We start from the raw sequence: 18,109 nt of genomic DNA on the forward strand, positions 1-18,109 counted from the left end.
TCATAAGTAATTACTTATGAAATTAAATATAATATACTTATGAGGTGAATATAATGGACATATTAAAAGCACGTAAACAAGGAAATTCTCTTATGGTTGCCATTCCAAAGTCATTTAACATTTCCTCAGGAACAAAACTTAGACCTAAATTAACCAAAAAAGGAATTTACTATGAATTCGTAGATGAAGATAACTTTTTTGATTTCGATGAAGATATTTTAAAAGATTTAATTACCCAAGGATATGAAGGTGCTGATCTTATTAAACAATTTCATAAGATGAAAAAAACTATTCCTGCAGCCCTCAATACCTTAGTTACTGAAACTGAAGATACCACTCCACTTACCAAAGAGGAGGCGGCAAAAGAGTTTGGCATATAGTGTATTAATTAACCACAGAGTTAGAAAAATTGAACGCTTCAAATATTCCTGAAAATTAAAGAATCTATTATGATTGGCACTTCTGCTGCGAATTGAAGTTGTCTCAAGTTTATTGATGATTATTGTTTTCCATATTCGCACCAAGAAATAACTTTATCTTGAACCTGAAATCTAAAAAAAGCACCCACATGGGTGCTTTTTACTTAGGTAAGATAATTTCAAAAAATGTACCTTTATTATTTTGATAATCAGATAAAATATTGATCTTACCGTTCAATAAATTAATTATCTTGCTTACGATTGCTAAACCTAAGCCCAGTCCTTGACTTTTAGCATCAGTTTCCCCTTGATAAAATTTATCAAAAATCTTCTGTTTATCTTCTTCACTAATTTCTGGGCCATTATTTCCAATCAGCACCCTGACCTGACTTTTATTTTCTTTGCAGGCCACAAAAATCGTGCCACCTTCTGGGGTAAATTTAATCGAATTATTGATTAGGTTAATCCATACTTCTTTTAGTAATTCTGCATTAGTGTGATAACTAATTTTTACAAGATTCAATTCATAATTAAGCTTTTTTGCTTCAATTGCTGGTAATAAAGAAATTATTGTTTTACGTAATTCTTCATCAATTTCGATATTTTCTTTTTTAGTTACGATTGACCTATTTTCTAAGTTAGTCAACATCATAACTTGTCCCGATAATTTGCTTAATCTTTCTGATTCTTCTGCAATGATTGCTGCATATTCTTCTTTTTTAGTAGCTGGAACATTCTTATCAGTCAGTAATTTTGCAAAGCCATTAATTGAAGAAATTGGTGTTTTAAACTCATGCGAAAATTGACTAACAAAATCTTCCTTCAATAATTCTGTGCTATCTAATTCAGCTGCCATTTTATTAAAGTTCTCAAATGGTTTCTTAAGTAAACGACTAGATTTATCAGGTAAGCGCGTCTTTAAATCCCCATCAGCAACTTTTTGCATTCCTACTACTAATTTGTTCAATGACCTGAGCAATGGATTTAAAATTAGGTAAACAATAATAAATACTAAAACAAATAAGCTTACCGTTGCACCTCCACCTACAATATAGGGAGCACCATTCTTGGGCATTATTCCATAAGGTGCATATACTATAATCCCATAAAGCAGCACGCAAATAAGACATACAATAATAAAAGCTATTACACTTGAATAAATAATCGTTGATCGCGAATATAATTTTTTCTTATTTTTCAATATATTATTCCTAACTTACAAAGTGATTTCAAAAAAAGTACCTGCGACGTTTTGATAACTTGATTTGATATCAATCTTTCCACCAATTAATATTAAAACTTGTCTAACAATCGCTAAACCTAAGCCAAGTCCCGCATGTTTTTCAGTTGTATCTCCTTGATAGAATTTATCAAAAATCTTTTTTCGATCTGCTTCTGCAATTTCAGGTCCATCATTACCAATTACTATTTCAGGTTGTCCCTCTTTTTCCTTACAACTCACATAAACTGTACCACCAATAGGTGCAAATTTAATAGAATTATTGAGTAAATTTAACCAAACTTCTTTTAATAATTCTGGATCTGTATGATAAGTAACTTTTTGTAAATCCAATTTATAATTAAGCTTCTTGTTTTCCATCAATGGGAGCAAAGAAATAATACTCTTTCGCAGTTCCTCATCAATCTCACCCATTCTTTGATTAGTAATAATCTTTGTATTTTCCAAATTAGTTAAATTCATAATCTGACTTGATAATTGTGTCAATCTCTTAGATTCTTCAGCAATAATCTTTAGATACTCTACTTGTTTTTCTTTATCCAGCTTTTTTGTTAACAACAAATTAGCAAACCCATTAATCGAAGTAATTGGAGTCTTAAATTCATGCGAAAATTGACTAATAAAATCTTCCTTCATGATTTTAGTACTATCCAATTCAGAAACCATCTGGTTAAAATCTCAAAAAGTAGTAGCCAACGGATTAAAACGTCGACTCTTTAATCGAATACTAAAATCTCCTTCTGCCACTTGTTTAATTGCCTTAGTTAAATCTTTAATATAAGCAAATAAATAAGCTATAACAATATAATTAATTAAAAAGCTAGCTGTAAATATTGCTCCCAATATAACTCGGCTCATGATATAAGTACTTGTACCCATATGGACAGAGATACCTACCGCGGCACCAAATAAAGGTGTAGCAATTAGTGCAAGAAGGGCTGCATAAATAACTACTAAAAATGAAAAAGATACCTTTTTATTTTTCAATTATTTCTCCTTTATATCCCAAACCTCTGACAGTGGTAATTTTAAATACATCCTCAAAAGGAGCACATAGTTTTCTCAATTTACTAATATGAGTTTTGACAGTATCTCCCGTGCTAAAAGAATCTTCTCCCCAGACTGCATCCAATAATTGTTCTTTATTAAATATTTGATTAGGTGAAGAAAGTAACTTATAGAGTAATTCAAATTCTTTCTTTGAAAAATCTATTTCTTTTCCATCACGTTGAGCTGTATAAGTTTGCTTATCGATAATTACATTACCGATTTCTAATTTTTGAGGATTTTCTCTCTTAGTTCTACGTGCCAATGCTAACAAACGCAACTTTAATTCTTGATAATTAATTGGTTTACTCATGTAATCATCTACACCATTAGTAAACCCGATTGTCTTATCTTGAATACTATCTTTAGCCGTTAACATTAGAATTGGAAAATCATATTTTTCTTGTCTTAGAACTTTAACAAGTTCGAAGCCATCCATCTTAGGCATCATTACATCAGTAATTAAAAGATCAATCGAATTTTTATGGATGTAATCTAGCGCTTCTTGCCCATCATATACTTGCGCAACTTCATACTCTGCTTCTAAATAAACTTTTAGCAATTTTTGAATATTTTTATCGTCTTCAACTATTAGTAATTTCGTCATTTTATATTTTTCTTTATTATTTTACGTTAATTTTACATTTACCCTTTATATTATAGTTGTAAGTTAATTAGTAAACAATTATGTCTACAAACATAAAAAAATAAATTTTATATATAAAATCGCAATATTGATGAAAATATCATATAGAAGGAGTAGTGATCAATAACGTGAGTAAGTTCACCTTTGAAGAAAAACAACTAGCTGTTAAATTATATTTACAAGGTACTAGTTCAGAAAAAATCATTAAAGAACTCAAAGTAGCTTCACATTCTCAACTTTTATTTTGGGTAAAGCAATACAAGGAACACGGTTCAAGTGCTTTACGTGAAAAACGTAGCCACCAAGAATACCCTTATGAGTTTAAACTTGAAGTTTTAAAATGGAAAAATGCAAATAATGCTTCTTATGAAGCTACTGCTTTGCATTTTGGTATTTCTAGTTCATCTTTGGTTTATAAATGGAATAAGCAACATGAACAGGGCACTTTAGCAGTGCCTGCAAGAAGAGGTCGCCCACGAAAAAAAGACTCGATCCCTCCTCATCAAGAAGAATTAATCCAATTACGTAAACAAAATCAAGCTCTTTTAGAAGAACTCAACCGCCTCAAGCAAGCGCAAAAAATTTCGGGGGGGGAAATGATCAACCCAACTTTTTTGATCTTGCCTTTTAAACAAGAAAAAATCCAAGAATTAATGAGAAATCACTAATTTTTGGATTTTTTTTTGCTTTTAATGGCCTTTTGCAAAAAAATTAGTTATTACTACTCCAATAACAATTAAAACAATACCGAATAATTGTGGTAGATTGATTCCTTGTTTCCAGTAAACTACTCCTACAACAGTAGTTAAGATAATTCCTACTCCGCCCCATGTTGCATAAGCGACACTAAGATTGAGAGTTTTCAAAGATAGAGAGAGTGCATAAAAGCAAATAATATAAGAGATTATTGTTGCAACTGCTGGTACCAATTTTGTAAAGCCTACTGAAGCTTTCATCAAATTAGTACCAATCACCTCTGCTACAATTGCAATTGCCAATTCTAAATATCCCATTTTCATGCTCCTTTTCTAGTTTTTTCTATTATAATTAAGTAATTTTTAAAAAACTAGACTTGTATTTTTGATTTTTCTCGCGTGGTTAGTTTCACGTGAAACTAAAAATAGAGCTTCAATTTAACTTTGAAGCTCTATTTATTTACTTTTTCTTAAAGAAAACAACCAAACAATATGAACCAGAAGAACAATCATACCAAAACAGGCTAAAATTATTAGTCCATTTTGTTTTATTGTCATTGCATCCTCTACTTCTATATCCTGGCTAGTTTGCATTAATATCATGCCAGCTCTTACGGAGAACAGAGCTATCCATGCGAACATGCTCGTAATCCAATATTTCATTTATCTCCTCCAAGATTAATTACCAATTTTATATCTTATCCTTACCCTTTATTTTCTCATAAATCCCACAAAATTTCTTCCTTTAAAACTGTAAAGTAATTTTGAAATTATTTGATATAAAAGAAAGATATTTATAGTACTATATTTTAACATTTAGTACCTTTTATTAAGACGCTAATTAATTGCATCTACTACTTCTTTTAATAATTTATATGAATAGTACTGTGCCTTAATATCATAAATATAACTATTAACCATTAATTCATCGAATTGAACATACTTTTGAAGATATTCAATTTGTTCTTTCACACTAGCCTTATCACCGATAAAAGTTACCTTTGCCATATTTTCAGCGATTTGTCTTTTTTTATGAATAATTGCGTCGGCATTAAACCGTACTGGTCCAAAATTTGGTACATCTTTATTATCTACCTCTCTTATTTTGTCCCAAACTTGATCATCATTATCAACAGGTGGTTGTAAAGGCAAAAAATTATTAGATACTAAACCAGCAAGGGCTTGAGTCTGAGTAGTGCTTAAGCGCTCAGCTTCTTCATTTGTATCAGCCAAATAAGCATTAGCCCCTACAATTACATAAGGGTTTTCTAGTTCTTTTGATGGTTTAAATTCGTCACGATAAATTTTTACTGCATCAATCAACATATCAGGGGCAAAATGTGAAGCAAAAGCATAAGGCAATCCCAATCGTGCTGCCAAATGCGCACTATCAGTACTTGATCCCAAAATATAAATAGGGACTTTTACTCCAGCAGCTGGATAAGCATGAACTGAATTTGTATCATCAAAATATCCTGCTAATTCTTGTACCTCTTCTGGAAAATGAGCAGTTGTTTCAGTTCTTCTTAAGGCTTGTGCTGTTCTCATATCTGTTCCAGGAGCACGACCTAGTCCCAAATCTACTCTATTAGGGTAAAGAGTAGCCAAAGTTCCATACTGTTCAGCCACGATATAAGGACTATGATTTGGTAACATTACCCCACCAGAGCCAACCCTAATTTTCTTAGTTGCCATTAAAGTTTGATCAATTAAAATTTGCGTAGCTGAACTAAGAATTGACTTGCTATTATGGTGTTCAGCAATCCAGTAACGTTCATAGTCCAAGTCTTCTGCTTTTTGAGCTAATGCAATCATATTTTCAATTGCATCACGTTGAGTATCACCTTGTCTTAAAGGCACCAAATTTAAAATAGATACTTTCATTTTCTTTCCCCATTCTCTATACTCTTTTTCTTCATTGTATTGACTTACAAAAAGTTAGTCAATTAATTTGATTTTAGGAAAAGAAAAATGCCAAATAAGCTATTTATCAATAAAGGATAATCAACTCTATAGTAATTATCGACAAATCGACGTTTTATTAATTAAGAGTACTAAAAATCTATCCTTTTATTCTCAAAAGAGTCTTTTGTTTTAGATACCCAATTATTTTCTTACTTATGTTTTACAAAATAATTGTTATCTTTTATCTTGCCTGTTTTATAGAGATCAATTTTATAACTAAGACGTTCAATAGAATTATCTAATTCTTCTCTTTTTTGTTTTAAATTATCTAGCTGTTCTTGCAATAATTTTTCTCTAGCCTTTAGACTTGCATCCCCCAAAGAGAGCAAATGAGCATAGTCAATTAACTTTTCAATTGGTACGCCAGAATGTCGCAGGCAAACAACTAATTCTATCCAATCTATAATTTCTTGTGGGTAATAACGATTGCCATTTTTTTGGCGCGGAACAGTCGGTAATAAACCAATTCGTTCGTAATATCTTAAGGTGTCAGTAGTTAAGCCAAATTTTTTGCTAACTTGAGTAATAGTTAAAGCTGTCATTGTATCCTCCTTAAATTTAGCTTACTACTTGGAGTTAACTTCAGGTCAATAGTTTTTACTCTAATTCCTGTTCAAACTGATACTGCTTAAGTACATAGTCTTTAAAGTAAGGTAGTATAAATGCTACTTCTCCATAACTTGTAGCTTGAATAACCTGATCATCTAATAAGCGTCTACGATAATTAGCTACAAAATTACTTGGTCGTTGTAATTTCTCACGAATTTCTTTAATTTGAACATGATTTTTATCGCTTTGTGCCATTGCATATAAAAAGTTTTTATCCTGCTTTGATAAACTATCAAAAATTTTTGTATAAGCATTTTGATCTAATTCCAACAAATACTCTGGCATAATTTTATCAATTATTTCTTGATTAATTACTTTCTTATCTTTTGCACCATTCCACACTAAATAACCTAAAAGTTGGAAAGCATATGAATAACCCTTAGTCATGATTGCCATTTTATGCAAAATATTTGGTGCTATCTCATAATTCCCTGCATTAAATACAGTTTGATAGCTATATTCAATTTGACTCAAATTTAACGAAGATAATGCTATTCTTTTACCTCTTAATAAAAAAGTCATTACGTCTTCATTCTGAAGCTCTGAAATATTTTCTGGTAATCCCGTCATCATTAGTGCAACAGGAAAATCTTCTCGATTTAATAATTGATAATAAGAAGCAAAATTTTTTAATTCTTTCGTACTTTTAACTTCATCAATTGTAATTAATACTTTTATTCCTTCTTTTCTTAATTGTGAAAGCATTTGAGTTAGAATACCTTGATAAGTTGATAATGTATGCTTTATTTGAGTAGATAATTCTAAACCAAAAGCAGAAAATGATAAGCCATCAATAGACTGAAGAATCTTTTTTAACTTTGAAGAAGAATTAATATACAAGTTATCAATTAAAGTAGCTAACAAATTTGATTCCATTGCCAGATTAACTACTATCCAATTATCTTTCTCCTTAATTTTGCGTCCAACTTCAGTTAAAAAAGTTGTTTTCCCTACTCCACGTGTTCCATACACAATGGATATTTTATACGGACTATTAGGATTCTCTAATTCATCAGTCACTTCATCAATTAATTGGCCACGATTTAGGAATATCTCTGGTATTCTTCCAAAGCTTGGATTAAATGGATTATTCATTTTCTTCCACTTCCTTTCTTTCATATATCTTACCATTTTTTGTGTATCTTTATGTATCTTTGTGTATCTTAATTTATTTTGTGTATCTCTGTGTATCTTACAAAATACTTACCAAACTCACTTAAAATAAGGCATAATTTACAGTAATGATACTCACCAAATTAGAAAAGTTAGGACAAAAATTAATGAATAAAGTTAAAAAAATTATTATCGGTATTATTAGTACAATTGCAGTTTTATTAGTAGTTGCAGCTGGATGGGTACATTTTTCAACTTATCGTCCTTCTGCTTCAGCTCAAAGAGTAGCTCGCAGTGCCCAACATGTAGACAATACCACGATCTTTCCAGCCAAACACAACAAAATGACAGTTATTTTCTACACCGGAGCTCTCGTTGCACCAGACTCTTATTCAATCTGGGCTAAACAAGTTGCAGCTGCTGGTTATAGCGTTAAAATCGTTCACTTTCCTTTAAACATGGCATTTTTTAACGTTAATGCTGCTGACAAATTAGCTGGTAAAAATAACAATTACGTTGTTGGTGGTCACTCTTTAGGTGGAGCAATGGCTAGTCGGTATGCTCATAACACCCATAACAAGCATCTTCGTGGTATTTTTTTACTTGGTGCTTATGCAGATGAAAAAGGACGCTTAGATAAAACTAATTTAAATGTTCTCTCCATTACTGCTAGTCATGATAAAGTTTTAAATTGGCAAAAATACCAAGCAAATAAAAAATATCTTCCTAAAACTACTAGTTATCAAACAATTAAGGGTGGTAATCACGGTGGTTTTGGCTCTTATGGTCAACAAAAAGGTGACGGGCAAGCTACTATTTCCAATGCTAACCAACAAAAACAAGTGGCTAGCTTGTTAATTAATTGGCTTAATAAGGTTAGTAAATAAAAAATATTCTGAAGCTAAGTTTTTCTGACGATCAAGAGCAGCAATATGTAATCAAAACATTTTTTAATCTTACTGGTTACGAAAAGTATCTATCTAGTTTGATGCTAGAGTAGATGCTTTTTATGTAATTTGTAAATATTTATTTCATTATAGTTTATTAAAAAATATATCCTCCTCATAAAAATTTAGAGTTAACTCCAAAAAAATGCTATTTTTATGATTTATTTGGAGTTAACTCCAAATAATGATAATATTTAAATAGATCTAGTACATTATGTTTAAGTGCGGGGTGTCTTATGGAAAAATATGTTGCTCGTCCTGAATATCTTGATTTCTTAACTCGATGGAAAGACAAAAATATTATTAAAGTAGTATCAGGTGTTCGACGAGCGGGAAAGTCTACTCTATTTTATCTTTTCAGAGAACAATTAAAATCTCAAGGAATAGCTGAGAATCAACTGATAAACATCAATTTTGAAAATATGAAATACGACGAACTGCGTAATCCATATAAACTTTATGATTACTTAGAATCAAAAATTAAAAATGATAAACAATACTATATCTTCTTAGATGAAATTCAACATGTCAAAAATTTTGAACGAGTTGTAGATTCCTTATTTTTGAAAAGTAATGTTGATATTTATTTAACCGGATCCAATGCGTATTTCTTAAGTGGTGATATAGCTACGCTATTAACAGGAAGATATGTTGAACTTAAAATCTTACCATTATCTTTCTCAGAGTTTGTAATTTGGCATAAACAAAATAATCTGTTCACCGATAACAATGATATGTTCAATAAATATCTTGAGAGCTCATTTCCTTATACCTTGTTTACAGATAATTCTAAGGAAAGAAATGAATATTTACAGGGAGTATATTCGACAATAGTGTTAACAGATATTGTATCAAGATTGAACGTAAAAGATACACCAATCTTGGAAAGATTAATACAAAGTCTTTATTCCAATATTGGTAGTCAAATTTCGATTAACAAGATAACTAATACATTAAAAAGTGGTGGATATAGCACAAGTAATAAAACAATTGATCGATATTTGGGTGGAATTCTTGATAGTTTGTTAATGTATGAAGCACCAAGATATGATGTACATGGCCGACATTTATTAAATAGTCCAAGCAAGTATTATGGTGTTGATATGGGAATTAGAAATATTCTTTTGCCAGATCACCAACAAGACTTTGGACATATTATTGAGAATATCGTCTATTTAGAATTATTAAGACGCTTTAAAGCTGTTTATGTTGGTGAGAACAAGCGATATGAAGTAGATTTTGTCGGTATTGATATTGATAATCATCCAACTTATTATCAGGTAGCACTTTCAACTTTAGATGAAAATGTATTAAGCCGAGAACTGCGTTCTTTAGAGATGATAAGGGATTCTTATCCAAAATATTTATTAACGCTTGATTCATTTAATAAGACAGCAAATTATAATGGAATTCAGAAGCTCAATTTGATCGATTGGTTGCTAAATAAAAGGAAAGATTAATGAAAAGCAATTGAAGTAAAATATTTTGTCTCTCCATACTACTTAAATTGAAATTTAAGTAAAAAAATATCTTCCTAAAACTACTAGTTATCAAACAATTAAGGGTGGTAATCACGGCGGTTTTGGCTCTTATGGTCAGCAAAAAGGTGACGGGCATGCCACTGTTTCCAATGCTAACCAACAAAAACAAATTGCCCGTTTGCTCATTACTTGGCTTAATAAAGTAAACAAATAAGTAATTCAATTTACCTTGATTATCTAGACAAGGATTATTTCATAAGTTATAATCATCTCATCAATTGAAATTTACTAAAGAAAGAAGGATTGCCGTTGCGTTATTTAATCTTGCAATAAGTGTAGTTAAATAATTTTTCTTTTATTTAAGAGACTACTATGCACTTTTGCCAAGATTAATGTAGACGGTAATCCTTCTTTTTTATACATAAAATATCTTTAATTATCTTAAGGGGAAGAGTCTATACTTGTGCAAAGTGTAGGCTCTTTTTGCATGAGGTGATTAATTAGTGAGCAATATCAGAATTAGCAATCTTTCATTTAGATATGAAGACAATAGTAAAAATATTTTTAATAATCTTAACCTTAATTTAGACAGTGCTTGGAAATTAGGCTTAGTAGGACGAAATGGCCGTGGTAAAACAACCTTTTTGAACTTATTATGTAAAAAGCTTAAAGGTCACGGGAAAATCCAATCAAAATTAAACTTTTCCTACTTTCCAATTAAAATTAAAAATCCTACTAATATCGTATTGTATGAATTACAAGAGCAAATAGAATTTGAAGTATGGCAGTTACAACGTGAATTAAATTTAATGAATATAGATACTGATCTGCTTTGGCAACCATTTAATACTTTAAGTGGTGGTGAACAAACTATGGTTCTCTTGGCCTTATCCTTTGTAGATCAAAATTCATTTACCTTAATTGATGAACCCACTAACCATTTGGATGAAAACAATCGTATTCAGATCATAAATTATCTGAAAAAGCATAAATCAGGCTACATTGTCGTAAGCCATGATCGTGAATTTTTAAATAAAATCAGCGATCATATTTTAGCTATCGAAAATAGTGAAATTCACTTATATCAAGGTAATTTTGCAGCTTATGAAGATACTAAAAAGAAGCGTGATGAATTTAACCAAAGCAAAAATGTTAAGCTAAAACATGAAATTGCCTCCCTAAAAAAGAGTGCAGCTCAAGTTAAACAATTCTCTAAAAAATCTGAGAAAAACAAAACTGCGGCTGCCCATAATAATGAGATTCATGCTGATATTAATAAGGGATACTATGGGCATAAAGCTGCCAAAATTATGAAAAGATCTAAGACGATGGCGCATCGTTTAAATAAAAAAATTGATGACAAAGAAGGCTTGCTCAATAATATTGAACAAGCTCCTGCCCTATCAATGAATTTTGTTCCAAACTATCATCAAACCTTACTTGAATTGCAGCATTTTGGTTTAAAGATTTCAGAGAAAAAGTTATTTACAGATTTAAATTTACTAATTAAAAATCATGGAATTGTTGCACTTGAAGGACAACACGGTTCAGGCAAGTCCTCCCTTTTAAAATTTATTCAAAATAAAAATACGTTCCAGGCTTCAGGAAAAGTTATTCTAAGTAATAATTTGAAAATTTCTTACTTACCCCAAGACTTCTCTAGTTATACTGGTACATTAGAAAATTTTGCTAATAAATATCATATTTCCTACAATGACTTACTCAATATTTTAAAAAAGATGGGATTTCCTCGAAAAGATTTTTAACTTAAGATCGAAGCCATGAGCATGGGCCAACAAAAAAGAGTTGCCCTTGCTAAATCATTAGTGGAGGAAGCGAATTTATATTTATGGGATGAACCGGCTAATTATTTGGATATTTTTAATCAAGATCAACTTATTAAATTATTAAAGGAAAAACAGCCGGCGATGCTTTTAATTGAACACGACCAATACTTCATTAACCAAGTAGCTAAAACCAAAATCAATTTAAAACCGACAAAATAAAGCATAAATTGAGTATTTAGCCAGTATTAAAAGGGTCACAAAAGCACTAAACTTTTGTGACCCTTTATTAATTCTACTTTTCTACCACAACAACTTTTCCAAAGCTATTTTGTCCCTCTAAATAGCGATGAGCATCAGCTACATGCTCAAGGTCAAAGACTTTTTCTGGTTTAACATCAACATGATATTTTTCTATATAAGCAAACATTTCATTAATTCTATTCTGATCAACATTATCCGAATAGAAACTTGTTAAATAGCCATTTGGCGATATATCCATGATAGGATCAAAGTGATTTAGGTACCATTCATTACCAAGCTCACCTGTTGAACAAACTATTCCGCCTTCATTTGTATGCTTAAAACTATCTTTAATAGTTTTCGGACCAATTAATTCTAGAATTTTATCAAATTTCTTAGAAGTTTGTAATTTTCCATCTTTATCTACTACAACTTCTTCATAGCCAACTTCTCTCATAGCCTCAGCTTTAGCTAAGCTACGTGACGTACCAGCAATTTTAATTTGAGGATATTGTGCCTTAATTAATTTTGTAAACGCAATTCCTACTCCACTAGTACCTCCACGAACAAGAATAGTGTCACTAGGCTCTATTTTTAAATTAAGTAATGACCCAAAAGCGGTGTAGTATGTTTCCGGTATGGTTGCTAAGCTTGCCCAGTCTAAATTAGTAGTAATTGGATAAATTTGTTTATTTGGTAAAAGTGCATATTCTGCATAGGAGCCATCAAAATCTCGTCCCATTTCTCCCATGATAGAGATTACCTTTTGTCCTACTGGTAAACGTTCAGGATCAGTAGTTTCGGCAATTACTCCGACACATTCAATTCCCAAAACTCGAGGAAATTCAACAGTTGGTGATAAGCCCTTACGGGTAAAAATTTCTGAATGATTAATTCCGAAACCCTTTATTTTTACTAAAGACCATCCTGGCTTAATAGTGGGTGTTGGGACATCTTCATACATTAATTTTTCCGGGCCACCTGGTTCATGAATTATAACAGCTTTCATTATAAAGCCTTCCTACTTTATATTTATGTTCTAATCCTTTCGCTTATCCCAAAAAGTCGTTATCTCTTTTTTATCCTCAATAATATAATTAATTATCTTAGTAAGTAAATCATGGGGAATTTCATCTGTGAGGGCAATTTGAAAAGTATTCGTGCCATGCTTAATTCCCTCTTGCTCTAAAAGAGGAACAAAATGTTGTAAACTTCTAGTTTCTAGTCCAACTGTAAGATGTTTTTTAGCTACACTAAAACCAATAATATAAGTATCATGATCCGTAAAAACCGGCTGCTTCCATTTAATTTGTAATTCTAAATTAGGAAAAGTTTTTGTTACCCACTTTAAAAGCTTACTTAATTTTGCACGTTGATTTTCTTCAGAAATATTTGCCAAATATTCATCAATTTGATTCATTTAAAACTTCCTTTCGCCAAGAATATAATTTTATTTAGTTTACCATATTTTCTAAAACGCCTATATTAATATTCAAAAAAGGGCTACAATAAAGACCAGTATGTAACAAAAGGAGAATTTATGTCTGTATTTACTTCATTTTCAACCGAAATAGATTGGTTCTGTCGTCTTTTAATTGCGGCACTTTGTGGTGGAGCAATTGGTTATGAAAGAGCTACTCAGCGTAAAAGTGCTGGTATGCGTACACACATGGTGGTTGCTGTAGCAGCAGCTCTATTCATGTTAGTTTCTAAATACGGTTTCTTTGATATTTTGAACCTACATAACATTGCCCTTGATCCTTCAAGAATTGCTGCTCAAATCGTTACCGGTATTTCCTTCATTGGTGCAGGTACAATTTTAGTTCGTAAAGAGCAGGTTTCTGGATTAACAACTGCCGCTGGAGTTTGGGCAACCGCTGCTATTGGTATGGCAATCGGTGCTGGCATGTACTTCATCGGTATTATTTGTACCGTTCTCCTCTTCTTTATTCAAATTCTTTTCCACGATGATTCTTTCATCAACTTTATTATCTTGCATGTTCGTTTCAATGCGAAGATTGATGCTAATAACAGTCCTAACATCTTACAAGATGTCAAAAAACAGCTTCAAGAAAATGAAGTTGAACAAATTAGTATGAAAATCTTAGATGTTTCATCTGACCATATTTTGATTAATGTTGATGGTGTTATCAAAAACCGTAAAGATGAAAATGACATTATTATGTCACTTGAAAAATGCCAAGATATTCACCGCGTAATTCATAATCGTGGCGGAATGTAAAAATTATTTAACTCATTACTAACTGACAGAGTTTTCTGCCAGTTTTTTTGTACTTTTAAAGTCTTTGTACTAACTATATTCACAAAAAACTATTAGAATTAATTTGTCAGAAAAAATCAGAAAGGAGATTATTATGCCAAAATTACTTGATTATGTTCGCTGGCGTGGCGACCTTACTTTTGAACAAGATCCATTTAATAGTCTTGATGCAGCATTTTTTGCTACATTTTCTTATCTTCCTTTCGATGAATCAGTTGCTAATCATACCCTTGAAGAAGCTTCTAAAAGATTACTTTACAAACGTACTAAGCCTTATCAACTTAATACTACTGATACCACTACCCTACATTTAATACCGCTTAGTGCTCGCTACAAAGATCTAGAAATTCTTGATTGGACCGATAAGCAACAAAAAGAACCAGCAGTACAATTTACAGCTATGACTTTACGTCTAGATAAAAATACAATTCTCGTAAGCTTTCGTGGTACTGATGGTTCAATGATTGGTTTAACTGAAGATATTAATATGTCTTATCAACCACAAATTGTTGGTCAAACAGTTGCAGCAGACTATTTAAAAGAAATTGCTACTCGTTTTCCTAATGATCGAATTTACACTACTGGGCACTCTAAGGGTGGTAATTTAGCTACTTATTCTGTCACAGGTTTACCAATTGGTGATGAAGATCGCATGATTAAGGCCTATAGCTTTGATGGTCCTGGCTTTATGAAATCTACTTATTCTTCTCCTGCCTTTCAACGAATGATTCCAAAGATGATTACCTATGTTCCAGAAGGTTCGATCTTTGGTATGATGTTAGACCACCCAGAGCGTACATTGGTAGTATCCAGTGATGTTCATATGGTCAACCAACATGATCCACGTCGCTGGCGAGTAGCTCGTAACGGTTTTGTTTTAGCCCCTAAAGGCTTAAATACAGCTAGTCGCGTAATCCGTCATTCGCTAATTTCATGGAACACTGCTATTCCACGTGAGCAACGCGAAGAACTTTGGATGGCACTCTTTACTACTCTAGAAGATGAAAACATTACTGAATTAAATCAACTAACTGCCCACAAATTACGTGGCGCTATTCAATTTAGTCATGCTTATTTAGCTCTTGATCCTGAAATTCGACTTCTAGCTAATAAGATAGTTACTGATCTTGCTTCTACTAGTCGTGGTCATATTCATATCCCCTTCATTCACAAAGGTGAACTACTTGATCCTTTAAGTAACGACTCAAGTAAAGGACCAATCGTACTTGATTCATACGAAGGTTCATAATGTTACACGTGAAACTAAAAAATGCTTCCTAAATAGGAAGCATTTTTTATTAGATTTATTTATTTTCTAAAGCTTGTTTAGCTAATTCAAAATCACCTAAAGTAGCTGAACCATTATCAGCAACAGCCGGACGAACAATAAGTTCATCTAAATCAGGTGTAGCAACATAGTTGTTGTTAAATTCATCAAAGTATTTTCTGACTTGCTTTAAGTCATCTTCATTTAATACCGAACCACCAACAACCATTACATCAGGACGCATTGCCATGTATGAATTGTAGAGCACTTGGGCCACATAATAGTTTAAATAAGTGAAAACTTTATTGTCTCTTGGTAGATCTTCACCAGCAATGCCAGTGCGTCCTTTAAGAGTAGGGCCAGCAGCCATCCCTTCAGCACATTTATTACCATGGAATGGGCAATTACCAGCATAATCATCCCCTGGATAAGTACGAATAAACATATGACCAATTTCTGGGTGATTATTTAAACCAACAAACTTACCACCCTGAACAATTCCGGCTCCGATTCCAGTACCAATTGTAATGTAGTAATAAGTCTTGTCATTATCTTTTCCACGAGCAATGTATTCGCCATAAGCTGAAGCATTAACATCAGTAGTCATTACTACTGGAATATGTAGATTATCTTCAAAAAATCCCTTAAAGTTAGTGCCAGACCAGCCACGCTTAGGAGTATCTAAAATATATCCAAAAGTACGAGAATTTTGATTAATATCAATTGGCCCAAATGTTCCAATTCCCAATGCATCAACTGGATGCTCTTTAAAAAAGTCCAAGCTCTTTTGTAAAGTTTCTTTAGCATTAGTAGTAGGTACTCGTTTTTTAGCTACAATTTCTCCGGTTTCAGTATCCTTAACGGCTAAAATAAATTTAGTTCCGCCAGCTTCAATACTTCCTAAAAAGTTTTTTTGAGGCATTACTAATCTCCATTCTTCTTAATTAATTATTTATCACATTATATCAGTAAATGTAGCGCTTTCAAAGGCTAATTATTAGGTACATCATGAGCATAGTCAAGATTAGAAAAGCGATTATACGGCTTGGAGAACATCAATTTTACTGTTCCTCGACTACCAGAACGATTCTTTTCAATAATTACTTCAACTTCGCCATTATCATCTTCAGGTGTAATTTCTCCGCTATCTTGTTCTTCACCTTCATCACGATAATAATCATCACGATAGAGGAAAGCAACAATATCAGCATCCTGTTCGATAGATCCAGATTCACGAATGTCAGATAAAACCGGTCGCTTATCTTGACGTTGTTCCACTGAACGTGATAACTGTGACAAAGCAATAACAGGAATTTTAAGTTCCTTAGCTAACTTCTTTAATTGACGTGAAATAGCTGAAACTTCTTGTTGACGTGACTCACTACGTGGTCCTTCAATTAATTGTAAATAATCAATTACAATTAAACCTAGATTGCCTTTTTCCTTAGCCAATCTACGTGATTTAGCCCTAATTTCGCTCATCTTAATTCCAGGCGTATCATCAATATAAATATTGGTTCGATCTAATGATCCAGCGGCAACTACTAGCTTACGCCATTCTTCTTCAGTCAACTGTCCTGTACGTAAATGCTGCGAATCAATTAATCCTTCTGATGCCAGCATTCTTTGTACTAATTGGTCAGCCCCCATTTCCAAAGAAAACATGGCCACAGTCTTATCTGTGTGCAGGCCTACAAATTGTGCTACATTCAAGGCAAACGCAGTTTTACCTACACCAGGACGAGCAGCCAAAATAATTAGCTCATCTTCATGAAAACCGGTAGTCATTTTATCTAGCTCTTGGAACCCGGTTGGTAAGCCCGTTACCGCATTGCCGTCTTCAGGAATATTATTAATGGCCTCTACAGTGTCATTTAAGACCTCATGGATAGACTTAAAGCCCCCTGCATTATTTTCTTGAGAGACGTTCAAAATAGCACTCTCAGCATCATCGAGAATGTCAGTAACATCATCAGACCCACTAATAGCATTTTGAATAATTCTTTGACTAGTAGTTACTAGATTTCGCAACAGCGCTTGTCTTTTTACGATGTTCGCATAATAAGTAACGTGGACAGCAGTTGGCGTTGCTAGAGTAAGCTCTGAAACATAAGCAATACCACCAATATCTTCAAGCTGATTATTCTTTTTTAGTTCATCCTGCAATGTAACAGGATCAATTTCATCCCCACGATCTGCAATATTGAGCATCGCCTGAAAAACGATCCGATTAGCTCTTTCATAAAAATCGTCCGGTTGCACAATATCTGAAGCCTCAATAATTGCCTCAGGATTTAAAAAGACGGCACCTAAGACCGCCTTTTCTGCATCGCTATTATGTGGAATTTGTTGGGAAACAAGATTGTCCATTT

At 32.5% G+C, this 18,109-nt stretch carries 19 protein-coding genes and 2 pseudogenes; 8 read left to right on the forward strand and 13 right to left on the reverse strand.

What is annotated here, in order from left to right:
- The first annotated feature begins 53 nt into the window (after positions 1-53).
- Positions 54-380: a toxin-antitoxin system gene (locus FP432_RS06025; protein ID WP_265488419.1), complete on the forward strand. Its 327-nt coding sequence runs from the start codon at positions 54-56 to the stop codon at positions 378-380.
- Between the two features lie 199 nt (positions 381-579).
- Here the strand turns inward: FP432_RS06025 and FP432_RS06030 are convergent, their stop codons facing one another.
- The 4 genes from FP432_RS06030 to FP432_RS06045 are packed head-to-tail and all read right to left on the reverse strand — an operon-like array spanning position 580 to position 3,313.
- On the reverse strand, positions 580-1,620 hold the full coding sequence (locus FP432_RS06030; RefSeq protein WP_265488420.1) for an ATP-binding protein: 1,041 nt from the start codon (positions 1,618-1,620) through the stop codon (positions 580-582).
- 15 nt (positions 1,621-1,635) lie between these two features.
- Positions 1,636-2,313, reverse strand: coding sequence for a sensor histidine kinase (locus tag FP432_RS06035; protein WP_265488421.1), 678 nt, complete (start codon positions 2,311-2,313; stop codon positions 1,636-1,638).
- Between the two features lie 24 nt (positions 2,314-2,337).
- Entirely contained in the window at positions 2,338-2,646 is a 309-nt protein-coding gene (locus tag FP432_RS06040) for a hypothetical protein (protein WP_265488422.1), read from the reverse strand.
- Positions 2,636-3,313 carry a response regulator transcription factor gene (locus FP432_RS06045; protein ID WP_265488423.1) on the reverse strand — a complete coding sequence of 226 codons (678 nt, stop codon included), beginning with the start codon at positions 3,311-3,313 and terminating at the stop codon, positions 2,636-2,638. Before FP432_RS06045 ends, FP432_RS06040 begins: the two co-directional genes overlap by 11 nt.
- Before the next feature lie 167 nt (positions 3,314-3,480).
- Here FP432_RS06045 and FP432_RS06050 point away from each other — a divergent pair, with 167 nt between their 5' ends.
- Positions 3,481-4,020 carry a transposase gene (locus tag FP432_RS06050; RefSeq protein ID WP_265488425.1) on the forward strand — a complete coding sequence of 180 codons (540 nt, stop codon included), beginning with the start codon at positions 3,481-3,483 and terminating at the stop codon, positions 4,018-4,020.
- A gap of 21 nt (positions 4,021-4,041) precedes the next feature.
- On the opposite strand, the gene FP432_RS06055 is transcribed toward FP432_RS06050, so the two are convergent.
- The 5 genes from FP432_RS06055 to FP432_RS06075 form a co-directional block, all read right to left on the reverse strand.
- Positions 4,042-4,365, reverse strand: a complete 324-nt coding sequence (locus FP432_RS06055; RefSeq protein ID WP_265488426.1) for a DMT family transporter — start codon at positions 4,363-4,365, stop codon at positions 4,042-4,044.
- A 138-nt stretch (positions 4,366-4,503) separates the two neighbouring features.
- Positions 4,504-4,710, reverse strand: a complete 207-nt coding sequence (locus FP432_RS06060; RefSeq protein ID WP_265488427.1) for a DUF3923 family protein — start codon at positions 4,708-4,710, stop codon at positions 4,504-4,506.
- Positions 4,711-4,884: 174 nt separating this feature from the next.
- Entirely contained in the window at positions 4,885-5,931 is a 1,047-nt protein-coding gene (locus FP432_RS06065; RefSeq protein WP_265488428.1) for an LLM class flavin-dependent oxidoreductase, read from the reverse strand.
- A 230-nt stretch (positions 5,932-6,161) separates the two neighbouring features.
- On the reverse strand, positions 6,162-6,554 hold the full coding sequence (locus FP432_RS06070; RefSeq protein WP_265488429.1) for a MerR family transcriptional regulator: 393 nt from the start codon (positions 6,552-6,554) through the stop codon (positions 6,162-6,164).
- Between the two features lie 55 nt (positions 6,555-6,609).
- Positions 6,610-7,716: an ATP-binding protein gene (locus FP432_RS06075; RefSeq protein ID WP_265488430.1), complete on the reverse strand. Its 1,107-nt coding sequence runs from the start codon at positions 7,714-7,716 to the stop codon at positions 6,610-6,612.
- A 185-nt stretch (positions 7,717-7,901) separates the two neighbouring features.
- On the opposite strand from FP432_RS06075, the gene FP432_RS06080 reads away from it, so the two are divergent.
- The 4 genes and pseudogenes from FP432_RS06080 (at position 7,902) to abc-f (ending at position 12,168) form a co-directional block, all read left to right on the forward strand.
- Entirely contained in the window at positions 7,902-8,621 is a 720-nt protein-coding gene (locus FP432_RS06080; protein WP_265488431.1) for an alpha/beta hydrolase, read from the forward strand.
- A 296-nt stretch (positions 8,622-8,917) separates the two neighbouring features.
- Complete coding sequence (locus tag FP432_RS06085; RefSeq protein ID WP_265488432.1) at positions 8,918-10,141, forward strand: ATP-binding protein; 1,224 nt, start codon at positions 8,918-8,920, stop codon at positions 10,139-10,141.
- A gap of 61 nt (positions 10,142-10,202) precedes the next feature.
- Positions 10,203-10,376, forward strand: a pseudogene (locus FP432_RS06090) (alpha/beta hydrolase); the annotation flags it as partial.
- 289 nt (positions 10,377-10,665) lie between these two features.
- Positions 10,666-12,168: pseudogene (gene abc-f, locus FP432_RS06095) on the forward strand (ribosomal protection-like ABC-F family protein).
- A gap of 73 nt (positions 12,169-12,241) precedes the next feature.
- Here abc-f and FP432_RS06100 read toward each other — a convergent pair.
- The gene (locus FP432_RS06100; RefSeq protein ID WP_265488433.1) at positions 12,242-13,198 is read right to left on the reverse strand and encodes a zinc-binding alcohol dehydrogenase family protein; all 957 of its coding nucleotides are present in this window, start codon (positions 13,196-13,198) and stop codon (positions 12,242-12,244) included.
- A 30-nt stretch (positions 13,199-13,228) separates the two neighbouring features.
- Complete coding sequence (locus tag FP432_RS06105) at positions 13,229-13,609, reverse strand: iron chaperone (RefSeq protein WP_265488434.1); 381 nt, start codon at positions 13,607-13,609, stop codon at positions 13,229-13,231.
- A gap of 120 nt (positions 13,610-13,729) precedes the next feature.
- On the opposite strand from FP432_RS06105, the gene FP432_RS06110 reads away from it, so the two are divergent.
- Together FP432_RS06110 and FP432_RS06115 are read left to right on the forward strand one after the other, a co-directional pair.
- A complete protein-coding gene (locus FP432_RS06110) occupies positions 13,730-14,431 on the forward strand; it encodes an MgtC/SapB family protein (RefSeq protein ID WP_265488435.1) in 702 nt (233 codons plus the stop codon).
- 133 nt (positions 14,432-14,564) lie between these two features.
- Complete coding sequence (locus FP432_RS06115) at positions 14,565-15,719, forward strand: Mbeg1-like protein (protein WP_265488436.1); 1,155 nt, start codon at positions 14,565-14,567, stop codon at positions 15,717-15,719.
- A gap of 55 nt (positions 15,720-15,774) precedes the next feature.
- Here FP432_RS06115 and FP432_RS06120 read toward each other — a convergent pair whose 3' ends face one another.
- Positions 15,775-16,659: an ROK family protein gene (locus FP432_RS06120; protein WP_265488437.1), complete on the reverse strand. Its 885-nt coding sequence runs from the start codon at positions 16,657-16,659 to the stop codon at positions 15,775-15,777.
- 68 nt (positions 16,660-16,727) lie between these two features.
- Positions 16,728-18,107 carry a replicative DNA helicase gene (gene dnaB / locus FP432_RS06125; protein WP_265488438.1) on the reverse strand — a complete coding sequence of 460 codons (1,380 nt, stop codon included), beginning with the start codon at positions 18,105-18,107 and terminating at the stop codon, positions 16,728-16,730.
- Positions 18,108-18,109: the final 2 nt, after the last annotated feature.

Source organism: Lactobacillus sp. PV034, assembly GCF_014522305.1.
Taxonomy (GTDB): domain Bacteria; phylum Bacillota; class Bacilli; order Lactobacillales; family Lactobacillaceae; genus Lactobacillus.